The sequence below is a fragment of the Clostridium oceanicum genome (genome assembly GCF_039521385.1).
Taxonomy (GTDB): domain Bacteria; phylum Bacillota; class Clostridia; order Clostridiales; family Clostridiaceae; genus Clostridium_F; species Clostridium_F oceanicum.
Window position 1 is genome coordinate 411,233 of sequence record NZ_BAAACG010000006.1, and the last position, 22,185, is coordinate 433,417.

The window sequence follows — 22,185 nt, forward strand, 5'->3', positions numbered from 1 at the left end:
CTATTAGTGGATTCTAAGGTGTTTTATTTCATAAAATATCGTCCCATCTTTGAACTGTTATTTATTTTTATATGGTTTAGTTCAATCTTTTACTTATTATTCATCTTTATTAAAAAATAAAATTTTTAAGATTAAACTATAAAAATAAATAGTTTAGAGATGAAAAAGAATAACTAAAGTTATATGTACTATAAACTGAAATCAATTTACGATATAATGTATTTAAGGTAGATTAAAAAAATAAATGTCTTTCACTTATTATTTATTTTAATATGCCTAAAGAAAACTTACATAGGGGAGATAAAATGACAGATAAAGAACTTTTTAAAATAATAAGGCAAGAAAGCATAGAACATGGTGATGAAATAACAGAACGTTTTCCTTATTGGGTAATGAAAATATTTTTTAACTTATCAGAAGATGAGCTTTTTAATGCAATTGGAGGATTACAACAAAATGATGAATCTATAGATGGATTTTTTATTGATGATGAGATGCAAGAAATTATATTTGTTCAATGTAAGGCAGCTTTAAGTTCTAAAAAAATTAAACCTTGTAAAAAAGAATGGCTCTCTTATTTTTATGATATTCCCCATAAACTAGAAAACAATGAATATATAAATAATCATAAAAATGAAAAAGTAAAAGATATAGCTGCAGAATATATTACTGCTAAAAATAAAGGCTATAGACCAAGATTTTATTTTTTTCATTTAGGTTATTTACCTAGAGAAAATAGAGAAATAATAAATTCTTATCAAAACGAGAATACAGACTTTTATTATTTTGGAATAAAAGAAATAAAAGAACAATTAGAAGAATATAATTCTAAGTTAGATTTTACAACACCAGAAACCTTTGATATAAAGTTAAATTATAAAATAAATCCTGATATTATAGATGAAAAGATAGGAAGATATCATACTATAATATCTATAATAACCGGTGAACAGTTAATAAAACTTAGATCAAATTATAAATATAAACTATTTGAAAAAAATGTTAGATTTAGTCTTGGAACTAATAAGATAAATAAAAATATAAAGCAAACAGCTTTAACTAATAAAAGTAACTTTTATTTTTATAACAATGGTATAACTATAAACTGTAAAGCTTATAGATACAAAGAAAACAATAATTCCATTAAGGTAGATTATCCACAGATTATTAATGGTGCTCAAACTGTAGAATCTATTTATGGAGCTTATAAAGATACAGTAAATAAACTTAAAAGAGAACTAAAAGATAAGGATAAAGCAGAAGAAAAAGCATTAAATGAATTTAAAAGCTTAAGAGTTTTATTTAGATTAATTCAATCGGACAAGCATGATTCGGATTTTGCTATGAATGTGATAAGGTATAATAACTCTCAAAATGCTGTAAAAATAAGAGATTTTTATTCAAATACTTCAGAGCAAATAAAACTTCAAAGAAAATTTGCTGAGTATGGATATTTTTATGAAATAAAAAGAGGTGAAAGAACCTATATAAAAAAAGAAAAGCATATTATACTTGGTAAAAAGTTATCTGATTTTAAGTATGGAAGTGAAAAAATAAATATAGAAAAGCTTTGTAGTCTTTATAGGGCATATCTTGGAGAGCCATCTGCAAAAGAGGTAGGAGCTAAATATATACTTAATAGCACTGAAATATATACAAGCCTTTTTGGAAATTCTGCAAATGCTATTACAAACAATAAAGTTAAACAGATGATTTTAGCTTATAATATATTTTCTATAATAGAGGAAGAAACGAAAAATTATAATAAAATATTAAAGATGATAAATGTATTAGATAATAGTAAAAACTTTGATAAACTTCAAGGGTTAATACAAAGTTCTAGAGTATTTAAATCTGTCTTTAAAAATAAATTCAATGATTATGAAATTTATGAAGAAAAAAAGAGAATACTTCATGAGAAAATAAAAAGATATTATCCTTTAACACAAGGTAAGTATTTTTTGATAGCTATATTTAAATTAATATTAGATGAATGCTTATATGAAGATATAATAATAAAACATGAACTATTTTCTGATAAAGAATTTATAGATAAAAAGATAGTTACTCCATGGCTTTCAGATTGCTTAGATAAATTATTAGTTCCTACATATGATAAAGTAAGCGAAAAAGAAAATATATCACTAAATACTTTTTATTTAAGAACTAAAACTTTTGATGGAATTAAAGAGTTGTTTGAACAATTAGATATAGATGAAAACAAGGAATTTAATGAAATATTTGAACTTAAGTTAAATTAATTATTAAAACTAAACTTAAATAAAAGAGTGATAAATTTGAAACAACTTGTCACTCTTTTATTTTAAATATATTAATTAATCTAAAATCTTTCTATAAACTATTTTTAAGCTATATTTTTTTTCTTGAAATAAACAAAAGATATTGCAAAGAATACTAAGCTATAAATTAAAACAATAGAAATTGAAAAAGGTACAGTTACACCTTCTACATGTGGGAAAGAAGAAGTTACACTTAGTTTTCCAGCTAAGTCTAAATTGGAAAATAAAACATATTTTGCCCAAGAATATTTAGCTATAAAAGGCACTAGAGTAGCTCCGCTATTAGTTATAAAAAGTGCTGTAAGAATAGCTATTATTTGACTATTAAATATAAGAGCCATCATAAACCCAACAGAAATGGATAGGGTATAACGTATTAATCCATACATTAAGTATTTAATATGAAATATATAGGCATTATTTTCAACTATTTTTCCATCAATAAGAGTTAATATATTTTGTCCCATACCGTTTTTGCCGTACAAAATAACCCCTGTTATTAATAAAATTAACATAACAAATAAAGATGCTATTGCAGTAAACAATATAGTTGAAGTAATTTTAGAAAGCAGTATTTTATATCTTGAATGAGGCCTTATTAGTAGTTGTTTCATCGTATTGTTTTTATTTTCTAAGTATATAGTACCTACACCGTACATTAAAACAAAATATATTAAAGGGCCAAGAAAAGCTTCCATATTTTTATTTGTAAAGTCCCAAGGAGTTCTCATATTAGTAGGAATGTTATGTTTTATTGAATAATTTAATTTCTTAATTTTATCATTATTTTTGTTAAGTTCTATTATAGCACTACTTTTTGTATTGGTACTTTTTGTATTAGAAATATCAGATTGTAACTTAGTGTTTTCTTCTTTCAATTTTTGAATTTCGTTTTTAGCAGAAGTTTTCCAGTTATCTTTATTAATATTAGGGGCATGTGTTGAATGGAAATACCCCATTATTCCTATACTTACTATAAAAAATATAGCGAATATGAGAGTTCTTAATCTAAAGAAGCTTTTCATATTTTCATTAGCTACAAGTTTAAAAAATCCTTTTAAGTTTTCCATTTTAATTTACTCCTCCTACTATTTTAAGAAATTCTTTTTCAAGATTATCAAATTCATTTGAATTTTTTATTGCTAGCAATTTACCTTTTTTTATTATAGCAACTCTATCACACATAAGTTGCATTTCAGATAAAAGATGGCTTGATACAAGAACAGCTACATTTTCATTATGAGCTAAATCCTTTAAATAAGTTCTCATTTCAGCTATACCTTCAGGATCTAATCCGTTTGTAGGTTCATCTAGTATAAGTACTGAAGGATTGTGCAGCATAGCTAATGCAATACCTAATCTTTGTCTCATACCTAAAGAATATCCTTTAACTTTTTCGTGTATACTTTCTTGAAGATTAACCATTTTAATGACTTCATCTATTCTTTCCTTTGAAACATTATCATACATTTTTGCAAAATGAAGAAGGTTTTTATAACCACTTAGAAATTTGTAAAATTCAGGATTTTCAACTATTGCACCTACGTCCTTTATAGCTTTTTTAAAATCAGTTTTTATACTATTTCCTCCTATTAGAACTTCTCCGCTACTCATAGATATAAGACCTACTATCATTCTAATAGTAGTGGTTTTACCAGCACCATTAGGGCCTAAAAATCCTAAAACTTGTCCTTTGTAAATATCTAAAGATAAATCGTCTATTATTGTTTTATTAGATATTTTTTTCGTTAAGTTTGTAATCTTAATTGCTAAATTATTTTCCATTTGTCCACCTCTTTTGTAATTTTAAATATTAATTATATGATTCAATGTTCAATATTGTATAATCACATAAGACAAATTACAATGGGGTATTGAAATAGTTAAGTGTTTTTTATGTTATTTATAGAAATTATTAATATGTAATTAAGTTTTTTTTAAGGAGTATGGGATTTTTTTATTATTTAAGAATATAATGTAAAATAATTAAAAGATATTACTGTGTTTATATTTTACCTTATATATAAAATCAAACACCCTAGAGCTTATATTATCGCTTAAAATGAATGTATAAAACTATATAATTCATTTTAAGACATAGTATTGTTAGCATAGGGTGTTTTTTTATTAATTTATTTTTATGGTTAACTAAAATTTTTATTATATTTTAAAATCTAATTGATTTAATACAGATTTTGGTATGGAAACTCTAACAGTTTTAAGAGGATTAACTATTTGACAGATTTCAGTATTACAAACTATACTCATAAGCATAACAATTTCATTAGTTTTCATTGATATTTTTTTAGATAGTAGTTTTAACATATCTTCGTTAGCAAGTATTGCTGCTTCATCTACAGTTTCAGCTGAGGCTATAGTGTATAGGCTGTCTTTATCTTCTAATATAGGATTCTCTGTTTTAAATTCTTTTAAAACTTCTAGTTTTACTGTAACTTTTCCTGGGATTTCAATTCCTGATATTCCAATTTCACCATCTCCCATGGAGGCATGTAAGTCTCCAAGAGCAAATAAAGCACCATTAGTAGCTATAGGTAAATATAAAATAGATCCTTTTTTAATAGCTTTATTATCCATATTTCCACCATGATTTCCTGGAGTTCCACAGTTTATAGAAGCTTTTTTAGGGGCTACTCCAATTACTCCAATCATTGGATTAAGAGAAATCTCAATATCATTAAATATTGCTTTGTTATTTTTTATAGGTATTATTTTTGAGTCTAATCCTTTTAATAAGTAACCAAGAGTTCCTAAATCTTTTCCAGTAGATATAACACCTTGATTTTTTATTTCTATATTTTCAATTGTTACTTTTAATGTATCTCCTTTAAGAGCTTCTTTTATAAATATAGGACCAGTAGCTGGATTAACTCTTTCTAAGTCTATGGATTTAAGAGCATCTTTATCATTTTGTATTTGGTTGGAAAAACAATCTAAGGTTTCAATTTCTACTATAGAACTAGATGGTACTTCTAAAACTTTAGGGTTATCCTTTGAAAAAGAATAGATAACATTAGTAGTATCTAATTTAAAGTTCATCTTATTACCTCCATTTCATTTGATAAAACAAATAAGCATATATTTCTAGAAAATATTTATTATAATCTTTAGTGAAATATTTTTATTATTATATATCATTATATCAATTAGTATTAGATTATATTGTTTATTAATAAGATTGTCAATTATTTACCCTTTGAGAGTGCTCTATATTCTCGTGGTTGTAGACCAGTGCTTTTTTTAAAAAGCTCAGAAAATCTAGCAGCACTTTTGTATCCAACAATCAAAGCTATTTTTTTAATATCAAAATCAGTACTTGATAATAAGTGTTCTCCTTGACTCATTCTGCGGTTTTGAATGTATTCAGTTATTGTACAGTTATATATACCTTTAAATGTTGTTTTAAGTTTAGTAGTTCCCATACAAGCCATTTTACATAGTTCACTAAGGGTTAAATTATATGCATAGTGATCATTTATATAGGACACAACATTTTCAATACGATCAATATCTGATTGTGAAAAATGGGTAGGAGCTTTGGATTTTTTAAAATTTTCACGAGAAAGTATAAGAGAAATAGCTTCAGCTACTTTACCTTCATAAAACAATTTAGCAGAAATCCCTGTGCCTTTATAAGCTTTTAATTGATGTAATAGTAATACCATTTCTGGAAATTCTGTTGTTTCATTTATTTTTAAAAGAGCAGATCTTGGGTTAATATAATCATCTGAATATTTTTCCTCTAAGTAGTTATCACAATATTTAGGAGTTAAATCGATACCTATTGATTTCATTGGTATATTTTTATGAAAGATTGCTTGATATTTATTACCATTATACCAATAACTTTTAACACAACCTGCTTTTAACCTACGGTAAGGGTTGATTTCTTCTCCAGATACAGATTCATAGTATGAAATGCCTAGATATTCTGGAAGTTGACTTTCAAAATAAAAGTTATCATGAAAATAAAAATCATGTATAGAAATAGAAAATAAATCCTTATGGGAGTAAATCCAATAGTATCCACTTCCTAAGGATTCATTAAGTTTATAACAAGTTCCGATAGGATTAAATTTATCACAGGAAGATACTTTTCTAAAACCATTTTTAAGTAGTATAGGTTCATGAATTTCTCTTAAGACCATATAATCATCCTTTCTTGATTAGTCGATATAAGACCAGGATTAGACTAACTTAACTGAAAAGCATTCTCAATAACCTGCATAGGTTTTATAATAGTACTTGTAAGAAGATAAAACTATTTACTAATAATCATATGATTCATAATGATTATTGTCAATTGATTTTAGATTAAAAGTATATTTTTCATTGTTTTAAAGTGATTATAAAAAAAGTTACTTATGTCTAATCGAGAAAATCAATTAAATGAAGTATAATTATAAATTTTAAGGAGGTTGAATAATGAATAAAAACAGGAAGGAATTACTGGAGTTAAGTATGGGAAAACTTTTTGTAAAAATGGCTCTCCCTGCTATGCTTGGTATGATAGCAGTAGGATTATATAATATGGTAGATGCTATATTTGTAGGGCAACTTGTATCAGCAGCAGGGGTTGGAGCTATAGTTGTAGCTTATAATGTAACATTATTAAATACGGCTACTTCTATGTTGCTTGCTATGGGTGCTATGTCCGTTTTATCAAGAGCTTTAGGAGAAAAAGATAGTAAGACCATAGATAAGTTATTTGGTAATGTTTTAATAGGTACTGCAGTATTATCAATAATTTTAACTATAATAGTTTATAATTTTGCAGGACCAATGCTTGCTTTTGTTGGTGCAAAGGGAGAAATATTAAGCTTAGGTACAAAATATTTAAAAATAATATCTTTAGGTTTTGTTTTTTCAGGGTTAGGACCTGCATTAAATTTTCTAATTCGTGGTGAAGGACAAATGAAGGTTGCCATGAAAATTATTACTTTAGGAATAGTTATAAATATTGTATTAGATCCAATCCTTATTGGAAAATTAGGTATGGGAATAAAAGGAGCGGCTTTAGCAACAATTATTGCACAATTAATCGTTGTAATAGGAGATATAGTATATTTTAAAACCGGTAAAAGTGTTATTAAGATATCAAAGCATAGTTTTAAAATGTCTTTTGACATTATGCCTAATATATTAAGTGTGGGATTTTCAGGAATGGTAATGCAAATAATGCCTGCAATTCAAATGTCTATAATGTTTAAAGTATTATCTTCTTATGGAGGTAGTGAAAGCATTATTATAATGGGTACTGCCTATAGAGTTATGATGTTTGCTTTTATATCACTTTGGGGTATTGCTCAGGGTGTTCAACCAATAATCGGAGCAAATTATGGTGCTAAACAGTATGACCGTGTAAAGAAAGCCTTTGTAACATTTGCTCGAATATCCACTGCTATAGCAGGTGTCTTATGGCTTAGCTTTATGGTATTCCCTAAGACTATAATAAGTTGGTTTATAACAGATCCATCTTTGGCGCAAGCGGGTATAGGTAGATTTAGAATTTTCCTTGGAATATTTATTTTATATGGAATTATGTCAATGTCTATTGTATTTTTCCAAGGCGTTGGTAAAGGGAAAAAAGCAGCCATATTGGTTATGGGAAGACAAATATTATTTTTTATTCCAATAATTTTATTGTTACCAAAGGCAATAGGAGAAACAGGAGCATGGCTTGCTATGCCACTTGGAGATTTTTTAACTGTTTTATTAAGTGGAATTTTTATTGTAAAAGAATTTGCAGATATGAATAATAAAATTAGAGGATATAATAGTTCTGAATTAGCTAAGGGGAAAATTTAATAATTTAAATAAAGATTGTATTAAAATCAAAAATAGCTAGAAGACAAAGGAGAGTATTATACAATTGTATATGCTCTCTTTTAAATTATAAATTATTATGTGACTTTATTATAAACTATATAAGTTAGAATTAAGGAAATGATATAATTACAATAAGTGATGTATTTATTTTCCATAAGTTAATAAAAACTTATTTAAATGATAAGGGGGAAATGTAAATGATAATATCAATTTACCAAATCGATGCATTCACCAAAGAACAATTCAAAGGTAATCCAGCAGCAGTGTGTCCATTAAAAAAATGGATTAGTGATGATTTAATGGAAAAGATTGCAGAAGAAAATAATTTATCTGAAACTGCATTTTTTGTCAAAAAAAATGATAAATATGAGCTTAGATGGTTTACTCCTAAAGGAGAAATAGATTTATGTGGTCATGCTACATTAGCAACAGCTTATGTGATATTTACTTATATGAATAAAGATGCTAATAAGATAAGTTTTAATACTAAAAGTGGAGTTTTAGAAGTATATAGAGAGAAAAATTTATTAACTATGATTTTCCCAACCAGAAGAGGAGAGAGGTGTACAGCACCAAATCTTTTAATTAAAGCCTTAGGAAAGAAACCACTAGAAGTATATAAATCAAGAGATTACATGGCTGTCTTTGAAAAAGAGGAAGATATTTTAAATCTTAATCCTAATATGAAAGAGTTAAAAAAATTAGATACATCTGTAATAGTAACAGCAAAAGGTAAAAATGTAGATTTTGTATCAAGGTTTTTTGCGCCTAATGTAGGAGTGAATGAAGATCCAGTTACAGGTTCTTCTCATTGTACACTGGTTCCATATTGGAAAGATGTATTAGAAAAGAGTGAACTTGTTTCACAGCAGGTATCTAAAAGAAGTGGAATGTTATATTGCATTGATTTAGGGGAAAAAGTTAAAATATCTGGGGAAGCAGTAACTTATTCAGAAGGTTATGTAAATGTTTAAATTGATATATTGTAATAATAGTGAGGAGTTTTTATTATAAAAAAGAACTCAAAAAACAATGATATTATATATAGCTTAAGGTTATAATATTAAGTTATATATAAACATATTAAGAATAAAGGAAGTTTCATATTTGTTAAAAATAAATAGATAGTTAAAAGAAAATAATTAATGTACAATTATAAACAATCAAGGATATATAATTAAGGGTATATAAACAATTATATCTATCTCCTAAACTAAAGCCTTGAGAAGGCATTAAGTTTTTAATCCTCTAGGTTATTTGTAATATTTCTATATACCCTTACTTTGTATATTTTTTATAGTAAATCATCTATAATGTTTTCTGCTAATCTTTTATACATATTAGATTTATTAATGAGCATTAGGGCTGTTAGTAGATTTTTATAATAATCTCTATTCTCATTTAAATCAGATAACTCATCAAGTATTAAATCCAAATCTTTTTGAATTTCATCATTAAAAGTTTCACTTTCTATGTTTTTAACTTGTAAAAATATTTTGTATAGTTTATCTAAATTTAGATTTTCAGGTTTTTCTTTAGCATTTTCAACTATTTGGTTTAGCAAAGTTTTTATATCAGTTATTGCTAAACTTTGTTTTAAATTATAAATAAGTATCATCATTATTATGTGATCTCTTGAATATTTTTTATTTTTAGCAGGCATTAATATTTTACCTTTTGTGTAGTTGTTAATCATAGTTTTTGTAAGAAGTTTATCATCTTCATTACGCTTAGTTTTATTTAAACCAACTTCAAATAAAGTAATTACTTGGTCCATGTATAAATCTAATTTAGGTATATCGCTAAGGTTAATATCTTCTTTTAAATTTAAAGTACCAATAGCTTTTTCTATTTTATTTTTATAATCATCCATATATATTATATTTAGAGGGAAATAAATAAAGTTTCCTCTAATACTCCTTTCTATTTTAAACACTAGTTTTAAGGTGAGAAGCTATTATTTTCTTATGGAAGAATACTCTTATTATTGAAACAATATATAAGTTTTAGAGTATTTAGCCATTATAGACACAACACATAGTTATTAAAACTATATGATACAGTATACAATTATAATTTTAGGGGTATATTAAGAAAAATTCAATAGCCCTTTATAAAAAAATTTATATTTTTACTAAAAAAGTAATTGAAATATAGTAGAAATGGTATATAATATATATATAACATAACATAGTTTTTAAAACTACGTGATACTATGTAGATATATTTTGTGTTTTTATAATTTAAAGTGTATATTAAATAAAATTTTGTCTAGTATATACTTTTGTATACATATAAAAGATTTAATAAAAGTTTTCGATAATTTAATGATTAAATTAGAGCCAGTTAAATACAAGGAGGAGTAGAAATGGACAAAAATAAGATATTTAGAGAACCTGTTAATGGATTTACTCATTTATTTGGAGCTATAGTTTCTTTTATTGGGTTATTAGTTCTTGTAGTTAAGGCTGCAATTTCATATCCTACAAGCAATTTAAAGATAACTTCTGCTATTATATTTGGATTGAGTCTTATATTTTTATATACTGCAAGTTCTGTATACCATTTAGTTAATTCTACAGAAAAAGTAATAAAAATGCTTAGAAGATTAGATCATTCTATGATATTTGTACTTATTGCAGGAAGTTATACACCAATATGTTTAGTTATTCTTCAAGGTAAATTACGCTGGGGAATATTTATTGCTGTATGGTCAATGGCTATTTTAGGTGTTTTATTTAAAATGATATGGTTTAATATGCCAAGATGGTTATCTACAATGTTTTATATATTAATGGGATGGTTTGTAGTTTTATTTATAAATCCTTTATCTCAAAATATAAAACTTGGAGGAATTATATTACTTGTTTTAGGAGGTATTTTTTATACTGTAGGTGGTATAATATATGGTCTTAAATGGCCAAAATTAAATTTAAAAACTATAGGATTTCATGAGATATTTCATATATTAATACTTTTAGGAAGTCTTAGCCACTATTTATGCGTTTTTGTATATGTAATATAAATACAAAGATTGAATAATAAATATAAATACAAAGATTGAATAATAAATATAAAATAATAATATTTTTATATTAAAAAAATATATTAATGTAGGTAGTTTATTAAAAAATAAGCTACCTACATTTTGTTAATTTATTAAGTTATAAGAAATAGATATAGTTTTATAGTTTAAGATTAGTTAATACAATATCTAGTTTGTTTATTAGATTGTTTATATTATCTTCATTTATAACAAGAGGGGGCTGAAAAGCTAAAACATTTCTATCTATACCATTTTTCCCAATAAGAATTCCTTTGTCTTTTAAAAGTTCAAGAATTAAATCTGTTTCTTCTGTAGCAGGGGTTCCATCTGTTTTTACTAATTCAGCTCCAAGCATAAGGCCTAGTCCTCTAACATTTTTAATAATTAAATGTTTCTCCTTTAGTTTTATTAATTCGTTTTTAAGTTTTTCACCTAAAAGGGCTGCTCTTTCACATAGATTATTATTTTCTATATAATTGAGTACGGAAATTGCAGCTTCAGCTGAAACGGGATTGCCACCTAAAGTTGAAGCTGAAGGCTTTGTAAAGGATGCAGCTATAGCGTCATTTGTGCAAAAAGCCCCAATAGGAAATCCGTTACCTAGAGCTTTGGCAATAGTTATGATATCTGGAACTACATCATAGTGCTCTATTGCAAACATTTTTCCTGTTCTTCCAAAGCCTGTTTGAACTTCATCTATGATTAAAAGTATATTATGTTTTTCTAATAATTTTTTTAAATCTTTAAAATACCAGCTAGGTGGAGTTATTATTCCACCGTTACCTTGTATAGGTTCAGCTATTAATGCAGCAATATTTTTTGAACCTATATGTTTAATAGTTTTTTCTATTTCATTTAATGATTCAGCAGCAGATACATCAAGAGGTTTATCTTTGTTATAAGCATTTTGAACAAAAGTAATAGAGTTATCTAGATTTGGATCTGTTCTCCACATAGGAATTCCAGTTGTACTCATTGTTAAATATGTACGACCATGAAGACTATTTTTTAGTGAAATAAAATTATTTTTTCCTGTATACAAGCGAGCTAATAAAAGAGCACCTTCATTTGCTTCAGATCCGGAGCAGCAAAAGAAAGAGTGTTTTATGTTTCCAGGAAGTAAAATAGATAGTTTTTCTGCTAAGTTAACTATTGGTTCAGTTAGATATATTGTTGTAGTATGTTGAAGCTTTTGCATTTGTTTAATTGCAGCATTAAGTATTTCACTGTTGCAGTGTCCACAATTCATTACTGAAACTCCTGCAAAAAAATCTATATATTTTTTTCCTGTAGAATCAAATAAATATTGCATTTCTCCTCTAACTATTTGAGGAGGGTTTTTATAAAAATGATTGCTACAGGGGAATAAAAAATTTTTTTTCTTTTTGATTATTTTTTCAGGGCCTATAAATTTATTCAAATATTACGCCTCCTTAGTTAAATTGTAAAGCACCTAAAGTAAAACCCTTTTTTATAGGTTTTAAGGAAGAATATAATTCATTACATTTGTCTAAATTAGCAATAGCTATTTTATAGGTATGAATAATTTCCTCTAAAATTTCTAGGTTATAGTCACAAGCTTCAATTCTAAAATGGTTTAATCCAATATTATTAAGTTCTTTTAAAAATGGAAGATAACATAAATCTTTGTATAGTAGTATATGGTTTTTCCCATTGTTATCTTTGTATACAGGATGTTCATAGCCTTTATCATCTACTAAAACTAATAGGTCATTATTAAAATAGTTGTTATCCTCTTTAGAGAAAGGTTTATTTTCTTTTATATTTTCATATAAATCATGTTCTAAATATAATACTACTGGTGAACCATGAACAATTAATTCTAAAGGTATAGGGCTATTTTTAGTGGTTTCAATTAAATCATTTAATGGAGCTTCCACAGAAAGAGTAGCTCTAGATAAACCTTGGTCTTTATAAAATTTGGCAGACATTTCATTATAAATATTTAAAGAATAATCACCAATAAGCTTTAGTTTTAAACTTTTGAATTTATGTATTGCTCCTAGGTTAGTTACTAATAAACCATCTAATTTAAGGTCATTTTGGTTAAGTAAGTGAGTATATTTTAAAAAGTCATCTTTAAACATCATTCTTGGTAAGCCAAGATATACTTTTGTATTATTTTTATTTTCTGTTATTTCAATAATTTCTTTTTTACTAAAGGGTTTGTTAGGTTTGAAAACTTCACCAGAAAGATAAATAGCATCAGCATTTTGTTTTAATGCAATTTTAGCTTGTTTAAGAGAATTAACTTTTACAGTAAGAAGAGGCTTATTCTTTTTATTAATATCCTTTGATAAAGCTTTTTTTATTTCATCTATTCTATTTTTACTTGTTTCAATTTCTTCAATTGGATTACTAAAAACTTTACCATGACTATAAAAAACACCAGTACCTTCATATCTTCTGTTAATATTGTTAAGACCTGGCTTTCCAAAAGCATATGCAGTAGATATGTCTCTTTTTCTGTTTTTAAATATTTCTGTAGAATTTTTTTTATTATCAAAACAAATAGGATCATCAATATATCTATCAATAGCATCACTATAATAATTAATTAAACGAATTAAATAATCAGAATCTCTCATTCTACCCTCTATTTTAAAAGATACAATACCTGAACTTATTAATTCAGGGATGTGTTCATACATACACATATCCTTTACTGCCATAGGATATTCGGTGTTATAAAGAAGACCATCTTTTTTTATCTTAAAATTCCAGCGACAGGGTTTCATACAAAGCCCACGATTACTACTTTTGCCAAAAAGCATACCGCTGTATAAACATTGACCACCATGGGAAATACACATGTCACCATGAATAAAATATTCAAACTCCATATTTGTTTTAATAGATAAAGAACTAACTGTTTTTAAATCCATTTCACGAGAAGCAACAATTCTAGTTATCCCTAAATCTTTTAATGCTTTAATGCTTTCTATGTTGTGAATATTCATCATTACTGATGAATGTAAATTAAGATTTAAATTTAATTTCTTTGTTAATTCTAATATACTTAAGTCTTGGATAATTAAAGCATCTGGTTTAATGCTTTCTAAAAATTTTAAATAATCAGTAGCCTCTTTTAAATCTTTTTTACTAAAAAGATTATTTACTACTACATAAACTTTTTTATTTAATGAATGTGCAATAGTAACTGCAGTAGCTAATTCTTCCTTTGTAAGATTATGATCTTTTTTGTGCATACGCATATTTAGTATTTTACCACCTAAATAAACAGCGTCTGCACCACTATAGATAACTTTTTTAAATATTTCAAATGTACCAGCAGGAGCCAATAATTCTACTTCTTTGCCATTAAAATATCTAGGCATAATTTTCACTTCTTTCATTAAAATAATATTTATTTAATTAGATTGCTATTTGTTACATCATTAAATTTAAAATCTTTTTTTATAAGATCTTTGGATTTTAACCATTTTAAAACTTCTTTAAATTCAGATTTAGAAGGAAGAGTTGCTTTTGTGTATTTTGGTAATACTAAAGAATCTTTTATTCTAGGAGGAAAACCACATTCTTTGATTACTAAATCAATATATTTTTCTTTTTTTTCAGTATTAATATAATCTACAGCTTTATTGTAAGCTTTATAAAATTTTCTTATTTCATTTTCCTTTGAATCTATAGATTTTTGTGTAAATATTAAAACTCCTGCGTTAATATTTTCTTTGTTTGAATCTTTTAGTATTTTTCCACCGTCTAATACTGCAACACTAGCTAAGGGTTCAGGAAGAGTAGCCATATCTAATTTATTATTTTTAAGCATTTCTAATCTTGTAGGTATTTTAGAAATTTCTATTTTTTTTACATCATTAGAACTTACGTTAGGAGATTCAATCATTTTATCTGTTGAATATTCAATTATTGTATTTTTAGAAATACCTATACTTTTATTTTTTATTTGGTTTATATTTTCAATATTAGATTTTTTACTACTGATTAATTTAAAACTTCCATCAGTTTTAGATGTCATTTTAACATTTAATTTTTTATTGTTTAATAAAGGAACAGAAAGCATATCAGATATAGCACCATCTAAATTATTTGTTTGAAGAGCAGAATTACGGTCAACAGCACTTTTAAAATGTTTTAGATTTACTTTAATACCTTCTTCGTCAAAATAGCCATTATTGTTTGCTATGACAAAAGGAATAGCATTAAGGGCAGGGAGAAGTCCTATAGTTAATTCCTTAGATTCTTTAGAAGCACTTTCTTTTTTTGAAGTTGTACATCCTATTAAAGAAATACTAAATAATAATATTAATAATGGTAAAAAAAATTTCTTTTTCATTTTTGTTTCCTCCATTTTTAAAATTTGAATTTTTATTTTATAGTCTGTATTTGTGACTTTAAAATTTTTTAAAAATCAGAAGTTGTAAAGACTTCTTTTTTATCATTAACTAAAATAGCATCTATATTTTTTATAGATTCAACTAGATTTAGAGTATCTTTTATACCAATTAAGATAATAGTTATTTAATTAGATTGTTATTTGTTACATCATCAAAGTTTAAATCTGTTTTGATGAGTTTTTTGGATTTTGACCATTTTAAAACTTCTTCAAATTCAGATTTAGAAGGAAGGGTTGCTTTTGTATATTTTGGTAATGCTAGAGAATCTTTTATTGTAGGAGGAAACCCACATTCTTTTATTACTAAATCAATGTATTTTTCTTTTTTTTCAGTATTTATATAATCTACTGCTTTATTGTAGGCTTTGTATAATTTTTTTATTGAATCTTCTTTTGAATTTATAGATTTTTCTGTAAATATTAAAACTCCTGCATTAATCTCTGACTTATTTGAATCTTTTAATGCATTGCCCCCATCTAAAACTGCAACAGTAGCTAAAGGTTCAGGAAGGGTAGCCATATCTAATTTATTATTTTTAAGCATTTCTAATCTTGTAGGTATTTTAGAAACTGCTATTTTTTTTATGTTATTAGAATTTGTATTAGGAGATTTAGTCATTTTATCTGTCAAATATTCAATTATTGTATTTTTAGAAATTCCTATAGTTTTATTGTTAATGTTATTTGTGTTTTCTATATTAGAATTTTTACTACTAATCAATTTAAAGCTTCCGTCAGTTTTAGATGTCATTTTAATATTGAATTTTTTTTCATTTAATAAAGCCACAGAAATCATATCAGATATGGCACCATCTAAATTATTAGTTTGAAGAGCAGAATCACGGTCAACAGCACTTTTAAAATGTTTAATATTTACTTTAATACCCTCATCATCAAAATAACCATTATTTTTTGCTATAACAAAGGGAATAGAATCAAGATCTGGCATAACACCTATAGTTAAATTTTGTGATTCTTTAGAAGTGCTTTCTTTTAATTCTTTTTTTGTGGTTGAACATCCTATTAAAGCAATACTAAATATTAATATTAATAATGGTAAAAAAAGCTTCTTTTTCATTTTTATTTCCTCCATTTTTAAAATTTAATTTTTTATTTTATAGTCTGTATTTGTGACTTTAAAATTTTCTTTAAACCCAGAAGTTGTAAAGACTTCTTTTTTATCATTAACTAAAATAGCATCTATATTTTCTATGGATTCAACTAGCTTTAAACCATCTTCTATACCTAGTGAAAAAATAGCTGTTGAAAGAGCATCACCATCAATGGATTTGTTTGAAACTATGGTAGTGCTAATTAATGAATTTTCTACTGGATACCCAGTAAAAGGACTTAGTATATGGTGATAGGTTTTATTATTTTTTATAAAGTTACGTTCATATATTCCAGAAGTTACAATGGATTTATTACTAATATTAAGTATTCCTAAATATTCTCCTCGTTTTTCTAAAGGAGCTTGGACTCCTATTTTCCAAGGTTTATCCTTTGAATTATTACCAAGAGCATATATGTTTCCACCTAAATCTAGAATAGCTGATTTTATTCCTTCTTTTTCTAAATATTTAGTTAGTTTATCAGCAGCGTAGCCTTTAGCTATTCCACCTAGGTCTATTTTCATATTTTGTTTTTTTAATTTAACAGTATTTTTGCTTTCATTAAGTAGAATGTCATTATAAGAAATAGTACTTAATGCTTCTTGTATTTCTTGTTTTGAAGGTACTTTTGGGTTGTCTGAGTTTATTGCCCAAAGATTAACTAAAGGCCCTATACTAATGTCAAAATTACCCTTTGATAATTTGGAGTAATCTTTACCTTTTTTTATAACATAGAAAGTTTCAGGAGAAACTTTTATTTCTAAATTATTAGATTTTTTATTAATTTTAGATATTTCGCTGCTTGAAATATTTACGCTCATTTTGTTTTCTATATTTTTTAATATTGAAAAGCAATTATCAAATATCTTATCATCTTTGTTACCATATATTTTTATATTTATATATGTTCCTAAAAAAAAACCAGATTTACTTTCAGAGATGTTTATACTATCCTTTTTAGTTAATTGTTTTTTTTCTTTTAAAGTATTATGTAGGTTATAGTTATAAAAAAAGATACCAGATATTATAAGTATTAATAAAATTAAACAAGCAGAGATAGTTTTTTTATTATTTAATTTCAATGGTATACCTCCTGAAAGTATAATTTATTTTTTATAAAAGTTATAAATTTATCAAACTTAAACAATTGTTATAAATTTATCAGCTTATAATGACAAAATGTCACTTGTGATTTTGTAAATTATATCATTAAAATTTATAAGGGTAAATATTTAATTAAATTATGATAATTAAGTAAATATAGTAAGTGAAGGTTGTTAAAAACAAAAGGTTTTTAATTTATTTTATGAACAAAATTGATAAAAAAGTAGTATTTTAAAATTAATATGATAAAATTTTTGTATAAAAATTAATTATATTTAAACTATTTTTGAATTAAATTTAACAATATTGTGGCATTATTATCAATGTGGAATTATTACTTATTTTTTAATTTAGGAGGTAAATTAATGGGGACGAAAAATAAGATAGTTATAGTTGGGGGCGGATATGGTGGAATTCTCACAGCTAAGAAACTATCCAAAAAATTTAAAAAAGATGAAAATCTTGAAATAACATTGATTGACAAAAAACCATATCACACATTACTTACAGAACTTCATGAGGTTGCAGCTAATAGAGCGCCGGAAGATTCTATTAGAATAGATTTGAAAAAAATATTTGCTAAAAGAAATGTTAATGTTGTGTTAGATGAAGTAATTAATATTGATTTTGACCAAAAGATTGTAAAATCTAAAAATGATTCTTATGATTATGACTATTTAGTAATAGGAACTGGGTCCAAGCCTACTTACTTTAATATACCTGGAGCAGAAGAATATACAAAAAAATTATGGTCTTATGAAGATGCAGTGAATTTAAAAGAACATATTTTAAATATGTTTAGAAAAGCGGTAAGAGAAACTAACAAAGAAAAAAGAGAGAAGTTATTAACTTTTGTTGTAGTTGGTGGTGGCTTTACTGGTATTGAAATGATAGGTGAATTAGGTGAATGGAAAGATAAATTATGTAAAGAATTTTATATTGACAAAGAAGAAGTGAAACTTTATGTAGTTGATGCAATGCCTAAGATTTTACCTATTTTCCCTGATAATTTAATAAAAAAAGCTGAAAAAAGACTTAAAAAATTAGATATTGAAATTGTAACAGGAGCAGGTATTACAGAAGTTACAAAGGATTCTGTAATTATGAAAGATAAAGGAAGTATAAATGCAAATACTGTAATATGGGCAGCTGGAGTTGAAGGTGCAGATATTATTAAAGATATAAAATTAAAGCAAGAAGGAAGAAAAAGAATAGTTACTAATGATAAATTACAATCTATAGATTATGAAAATGTATATGTTGTTGGAGATAATATATTTTATATTCCAGAAGGAGAAAAAAGACCAGTTCCTCAAATGGTAGAAAATGCAGAACAGTCAGCACCGTTAATTGCTAATAATATTTATGCAGATATAAAAGGGGGAGAGAAAAAATCATATAAACCAGGGTTTCATGGAGCTATGGTATGTATAGGTGGTCGCTATGGTGTGGCTCATATTGGTAAGCCAGGCAAGTTTATAGGATTATCTGGGTTTTTAGCAATGTTTGTTAAACACTTTGTTAATCTTATGTATTTTTTCCAGGTTGCTGGATTTAACAAGTGTTGGACTTATTTGATACATGAATTTTTTCATGTTAAGGATAAAAGAAGTTTTGTTGGAGGGCATTTTGCTAAATCATCACCTAATTTTTCGTTAGTACCATTAAGGCTTTTTGTAGGATATAAATGGTTAGAACAAGGATTACATAAGCTTCCTAAAATTTTAGAAGATCCTTCAAATATTTTCTTAATACCAAAACCTCCTTCAGTAGATGGTAATACTGCAGCATCAGCTGCTGCAAGTACTGCAGAAGCTGCAAAAGAAGTTGTAGAAACTTTACCAGTACCAGAATTTTTGCAAAATATGGTTGATTGGTCTATGAATACATTTTTTTATAATGGTGACGGAGGATTTACAGTTTTAGCAGAAATTTTTCAAGCAGGCATGGTAATTGGAGAAGTATTAGTTGGATTAATGTTAATATCAGGGTTATTTACAGCTCTTGCATCTTTAGCTTCTATTGTTATGGGAACTATGGTTTGGACTTCAGGAATGGCACCCTATGAAATGATATGGTATATAGGTGCTGGTATAGCTTTAATTGGTGGATCAGGAAGTGTTTTTGGATTAGATTATTATATACTTCCAATAATTAAGAAGTATTGGAAAAAGATACCTTTTGTAAAAAAACATTATGTATACACAGATTAATAAAAAGAAAAATAATTTTTATAATGAAAAGTAGTAAAAATATATACTTAAGTAAACTTAGGCTAAAAGAATTAAAATGGAATTTTTTAGTGTGATATATATGTTCTATTGTTACTTGATAAATGTTAATTTTTAACTAATATAAATGTCCTTTTAAAGCAGTCTTTAAAAGGACATTTGATTATATATACCAAGAAGTAAATATTAAGCAATATCTATAATGATTAGTATTTATAATTTGATTAATTATATAAGGGTGGTTATATGAAAAAATTAGACAAAGTTATAATAATATCTATCTTATTAATAGCAGTAATTTTCTTTGGAGTAATTAAATATAGAGAAAATAATATGAAAAAAAATAGTAATACTTTATATGCTCATGTATATGTAGAAGAAAAATTATATAAAGTTATTAATATTTCAGATAATCATTCAGAAAAAATTGTAGTTGAAACTGATCTTGGAAAAAATATTATTTATATCCATGATAATGGAATTGAAGTAGTTGAAGCAAATTGTGATGATCATATATGTGAAAAAATGGGATTTAAAAGGGAGCCTGGCGAAATTATAGTTTGTCTTCCAAATCAAGTTTTTATAGAGATAAAAGGAAATCAGGAGGCTGATGTTGATGAAGTCTCAAAATAAGAGAATTTTAAATATGAGTAAGATACAAAAAATGATTTTTTTCTCTATGTTAGTGTCTCAAGGTATAGTTCTTAACATAATAGAGAGAATGTTGCCTTTAAATTTTACTATACCAGGCGCAAAGCTTGGTTTAGCAAATATTATTACATTAACATGTATATATTTTTTTTCCTTTAAAGAAGCTTTGCTTGTTGTAGTTCTTAGAACAATACTTACTTCTTTTATTGCAGGATCTCCATCAAGTTTTTTATATAGTTTTTCAGGAGCATTAGTAAGTTTTTTTATTATGTATATGTTAATTTATATAAGCGAAGAAAAAATAAGCACTATAGGTATAAGTATATTAGGTGGAGTTTCTCATAATATAGGACAGTTAATTGTAGCTACCTTTATTATAGAAAATATGAAAATATTTTATTATTTACCATTTTTGATGATGACAGGTGTAGCAACTGGTATATTTGTAGGTTTATGTGTGAAGTATTTACTTTTATATTTAAGGAAATTAAAATATTTTAGTTAAATGGTAAAGGGGATTAAAATGAGTGAATTCTGGCAAGGTTATCCTAAAGTTTATAAAGAGCTTAGCTATGTTAAAAGTATTATAAAAGAAAATTTAAAAGGTTCAGATGTGTATTTAAAAGATTCAATTATACCTTCAGTTGAACAGGGTGGAAAAATGTTAAGACCGGCCTTTGTTTTGCTATCAGCAAAATTTGGGGAATATAATTGTGAAAAAATAAGTAAACTTGCTGCTGTAGTAGAAATGCTTCATTTGGCAACATTAATTCATGACGATATAATAGATAACTCTAAACTTAGAAGGGGCTGTGAGAGTATTCAATCTAAGTATGGAAAAGATTTTGCAGTTTATGCAGGGGATTATTTGTTTTGTCAATGTTTTAATGTACTTTCTAAAGATGATTATGCAGTAGAAAATTTAAAAGATGTTTCTAAAACAATTACAAGAATATGTATGGGAGAAATAAAACAAAATTATTTTAGATATACTAAGAAAATTAATTTAAATAAATATATAAGAATAATTTCTGGAAAAACAGCAGCACTATTTTCTTTAAGTTTTATCTTAGGTTCAAATGAATCAAAATGTGATAGGAAATTGGTAAAGACCTTAGGGAGGATTGGATATAATATTGGCATGGCATTTCAAATTATTGATGATTTACTTGATTATGTAGGTGATGTGGAAAAGATGGGTAAAGGTACTCAAAATGATTTAAAACAAGGATATTATACACTTCCAATAATATTTGCACTTCAAGAAGACAAAGAGGGCACACTTTCTAAAATTTTAGATAACTCTACATTTAAAGAAGATGATGTTAAGAAAATATTTAAATTAGTTATAAAACTTAATGGAGTAGAAAAATCTAAAAAATTAGTAGAAAGATATTCTACAAGAGCCTTTAATAGTATTAAAAAATTACCAGATTGTGAAAGTAAAATAATACTTTTAGAGGTTTTAGAAACTTTAATTTATAGAAAATATTAAGAA

Annotated in this window: 18 protein-coding genes; 8 read left to right on the forward strand and 10 right to left on the reverse strand. The window is 25.8% G+C overall.

Annotation, left to right across the window (positions count from 1 at the left end):
* Nucleotides 1-305: 305 nt before the first annotated feature.
* Complete coding sequence (locus ABDZ71_RS05405) at nucleotides 306-2,261, forward strand: AIPR family protein (RefSeq protein WP_343759596.1); 1,956 nt, start codon at nucleotides 306-308, stop codon at nucleotides 2,259-2,261.
* 104 nt (nucleotides 2,262-2,365) lie between these two features.
* Here the strand turns inward: ABDZ71_RS05405 and ABDZ71_RS05410 are convergent, their stop codons facing one another.
* The 4 genes from ABDZ71_RS05410 to ABDZ71_RS05425 form a co-directional block, all read right to left on the reverse strand.
* Nucleotides 2,366-3,370: a DUF2705 family protein gene (locus ABDZ71_RS05410; RefSeq protein WP_343759597.1), complete on the reverse strand. Its 1,005-nt coding sequence runs from the start codon at nucleotides 3,368-3,370 to the stop codon at nucleotides 2,366-2,368.
* A 1-nt stretch (nucleotide 3,371) separates the two neighbouring features.
* On the reverse strand, nucleotides 3,372-4,085 hold the full coding sequence (locus ABDZ71_RS05415) for an ABC transporter ATP-binding protein (RefSeq protein WP_343759599.1): 714 nt from the start codon (nucleotides 4,083-4,085) through the stop codon (nucleotides 3,372-3,374).
* A 375-nt stretch (nucleotides 4,086-4,460) separates the two neighbouring features.
* Nucleotides 4,461-5,357: an acetamidase/formamidase family protein gene (locus tag ABDZ71_RS05420; RefSeq protein WP_343759600.1), complete on the reverse strand. Its 897-nt coding sequence runs from the start codon at nucleotides 5,355-5,357 to the stop codon at nucleotides 4,461-4,463.
* A 146-nt stretch (nucleotides 5,358-5,503) separates the two neighbouring features.
* Nucleotides 5,504-6,466 carry a helix-turn-helix domain-containing protein gene (locus tag ABDZ71_RS05425; RefSeq protein ID WP_343759603.1) on the reverse strand — a complete coding sequence of 321 codons (963 nt, stop codon included), beginning with the start codon at nucleotides 6,464-6,466 and terminating at the stop codon, nucleotides 5,504-5,506.
* A 277-nt stretch (nucleotides 6,467-6,743) separates the two neighbouring features.
* Here ABDZ71_RS05425 and ABDZ71_RS05430 point away from each other — a divergent pair, with 277 nt between their 5' ends.
* Nucleotides 6,744-8,126 (forward strand): MATE family efflux transporter, encoded by a 1,383-nt coding sequence (locus ABDZ71_RS05430; RefSeq protein WP_343759605.1) that lies wholly within the window; start codon nucleotides 6,744-6,746, stop codon nucleotides 8,124-8,126.
* Nucleotides 8,127-8,344: 218 nt separating this feature from the next.
* Entirely contained in the window at nucleotides 8,345-9,121 is a 777-nt protein-coding gene (locus ABDZ71_RS05435) for a PhzF family phenazine biosynthesis protein (RefSeq protein WP_343759607.1), read from the forward strand.
* A gap of 320 nt (nucleotides 9,122-9,441) precedes the next feature.
* On the opposite strand, the gene ABDZ71_RS05440 is transcribed toward ABDZ71_RS05435, so the two are convergent.
* On the reverse strand, nucleotides 9,442-10,020 hold the full coding sequence (locus tag ABDZ71_RS05440) for a DUF1836 domain-containing protein (RefSeq protein ID WP_343759609.1): 579 nt from the start codon (nucleotides 10,018-10,020) through the stop codon (nucleotides 9,442-9,444).
* A gap of 495 nt (nucleotides 10,021-10,515) precedes the next feature.
* On the opposite strand from ABDZ71_RS05440, the gene trhA reads away from it, so the two are divergent.
* Nucleotides 10,516-11,172, forward strand: coding sequence for a PAQR family membrane homeostasis protein TrhA (trhA, locus tag ABDZ71_RS05445; RefSeq protein WP_343759612.1), 657 nt, complete (start codon nucleotides 10,516-10,518; stop codon nucleotides 11,170-11,172).
* A 160-nt stretch (nucleotides 11,173-11,332) separates the two neighbouring features.
* Here trhA and ABDZ71_RS05450 read toward each other — a convergent pair whose 3' ends face one another.
* From ABDZ71_RS05450 to ABDZ71_RS05470, 5 genes are all read right to left on the reverse strand, one after another.
* Nucleotides 11,333-12,613: an aspartate aminotransferase family protein gene (locus ABDZ71_RS05450; protein WP_343759614.1), complete on the reverse strand. Its 1,281-nt coding sequence runs from the start codon at nucleotides 12,611-12,613 to the stop codon at nucleotides 11,333-11,335.
* Nucleotides 12,614-12,626: 13 nt separating this feature from the next.
* A complete protein-coding gene (locus tag ABDZ71_RS05455) occupies nucleotides 12,627-14,552 on the reverse strand; it encodes a peptidase U32 family protein (protein ID WP_343759616.1) in 1,926 nt (641 codons plus the stop codon).
* A gap of 29 nt (nucleotides 14,553-14,581) precedes the next feature.
* Complete coding sequence (locus ABDZ71_RS05460) at nucleotides 14,582-15,529, reverse strand: ABC transporter substrate-binding protein (RefSeq protein ID WP_343759618.1); 948 nt, start codon at nucleotides 15,527-15,529, stop codon at nucleotides 14,582-14,584.
* A gap of 181 nt (nucleotides 15,530-15,710) precedes the next feature.
* Nucleotides 15,711-16,667, reverse strand: a complete 957-nt coding sequence (locus ABDZ71_RS05465) for an ABC transporter substrate-binding protein (protein ID WP_343759620.1) — start codon at nucleotides 16,665-16,667, stop codon at nucleotides 15,711-15,713.
* A gap of 24 nt (nucleotides 16,668-16,691) precedes the next feature.
* Nucleotides 16,692-17,783, reverse strand: coding sequence for an FAD:protein FMN transferase (locus tag ABDZ71_RS05470; RefSeq protein WP_343759622.1), 1,092 nt, complete (start codon nucleotides 17,781-17,783; stop codon nucleotides 16,692-16,694).
* A gap of 387 nt (nucleotides 17,784-18,170) precedes the next feature.
* On the opposite strand from ABDZ71_RS05470, the gene ABDZ71_RS05475 reads away from it, so the two are divergent.
* The 4 genes from ABDZ71_RS05475 to ABDZ71_RS05490 all read left to right on the forward strand — a co-directional run bounded on the left by ABDZ71_RS05475 (nucleotide 18,171) and on the right by ABDZ71_RS05490 (nucleotide 22,182).
* Entirely contained in the window at nucleotides 18,171-20,018 is a 1,848-nt protein-coding gene (locus tag ABDZ71_RS05475; RefSeq protein ID WP_343759624.1) for an FAD-dependent oxidoreductase, read from the forward strand.
* A 264-nt stretch (nucleotides 20,019-20,282) separates the two neighbouring features.
* Nucleotides 20,283-20,669 (forward strand): NusG domain II-containing protein, encoded by a 387-nt coding sequence (locus tag ABDZ71_RS05480; RefSeq protein ID WP_343759626.1) that lies wholly within the window; start codon nucleotides 20,283-20,285, stop codon nucleotides 20,667-20,669.
* Nucleotides 20,653-21,192, forward strand: a complete 540-nt coding sequence (locus tag ABDZ71_RS05485) for a Gx transporter family protein (RefSeq protein ID WP_343759628.1) — start codon at nucleotides 20,653-20,655, stop codon at nucleotides 21,190-21,192. The genes ABDZ71_RS05480 and ABDZ71_RS05485 overlap by 17 nt, the downstream gene beginning before the upstream one ends.
* 18 nt (nucleotides 21,193-21,210) lie before the next feature.
* Complete coding sequence (locus ABDZ71_RS05490) at nucleotides 21,211-22,182, forward strand: polyprenyl synthetase family protein (RefSeq protein ID WP_343759630.1); 972 nt, start codon at nucleotides 21,211-21,213, stop codon at nucleotides 22,180-22,182.
* Nucleotides 22,183-22,185 lie beyond the last annotated feature (3 nt).

What these genes read in the sequence shown, in the direction of transcription:
- ABDZ71_RS05405 (WP_343759596.1), top strand. Translation starts at nt 306, where the DNA reads ATGACAGATAAAGAACTTTTTAAAATAATAAGGCAAGAAAGCATAGAA.
- ABDZ71_RS05410 (WP_343759597.1), bottom strand. Translation starts at nt 3,370, where the DNA reads ATGGAAAACTTAAAAGGATTTTTTAAACTTGTAGCTAATGAAAATATG.
- ABDZ71_RS05415 (WP_343759599.1), bottom strand. Translation starts at nt 4,085, where the DNA reads ATGGAAAATAATTTAGCAATTAAGATTACAAACTTAACGAAAAAAATA.
- ABDZ71_RS05420 (WP_343759600.1), bottom strand. Translation starts at nt 5,357, where the DNA reads ATGAACTTTAAATTAGATACTACTAATGTTATCTATTCTTTTTCAAAG.
- ABDZ71_RS05425 (WP_343759603.1), bottom strand. Translation starts at nt 6,466, where the DNA reads ATGGTCTTAAGAGAAATTCATGAACCTATACTACTTAAAAATGGTTTT.
- ABDZ71_RS05430 (WP_343759605.1), top strand. Translation starts at nt 6,744, where the DNA reads ATGAATAAAAACAGGAAGGAATTACTGGAGTTAAGTATGGGAAAACTT.
- ABDZ71_RS05435 (WP_343759607.1), top strand. Translation starts at nt 8,345, where the DNA reads ATGATAATATCAATTTACCAAATCGATGCATTCACCAAAGAACAATTC.
- ABDZ71_RS05440 (WP_343759609.1), bottom strand. Translation starts at nt 10,020, where the DNA reads ATGGATGATTATAAAAATAAAATAGAAAAAGCTATTGGTACTTTAAAT.
- trhA (WP_343759612.1), top strand. Translation starts at nt 10,516, where the DNA reads ATGGACAAAAATAAGATATTTAGAGAACCTGTTAATGGATTTACTCAT.
- ABDZ71_RS05455 (WP_343759616.1), bottom strand. Translation starts at nt 14,552, where the DNA reads ATGCCTAGATATTTTAATGGCAAAGAAGTAGAATTATTGGCTCCTGCT.
- ABDZ71_RS05460 (WP_343759618.1), bottom strand. Translation starts at nt 15,529, where the DNA reads ATGAAAAAGAAATTTTTTTTACCATTATTAATATTATTATTTAGTATT.
- ABDZ71_RS05465 (WP_343759620.1), bottom strand. Translation starts at nt 16,667, where the DNA reads ATGAAAAAGAAGCTTTTTTTACCATTATTAATATTAATATTTAGTATT.
- ABDZ71_RS05475 (WP_343759624.1), top strand. Translation starts at nt 18,171, where the DNA reads ATGGGGACGAAAAATAAGATAGTTATAGTTGGGGGCGGATATGGTGGA.
- ABDZ71_RS05480 (WP_343759626.1), top strand. Translation starts at nt 20,283, where the DNA reads ATGAAAAAATTAGACAAAGTTATAATAATATCTATCTTATTAATAGCA.
- ABDZ71_RS05485 (WP_343759628.1), top strand. Translation starts at nt 20,653, where the DNA reads ATGAAGTCTCAAAATAAGAGAATTTTAAATATGAGTAAGATACAAAAA.
- ABDZ71_RS05490 (WP_343759630.1), top strand. Translation starts at nt 21,211, where the DNA reads ATGAGTGAATTCTGGCAAGGTTATCCTAAAGTTTATAAAGAGCTTAGC.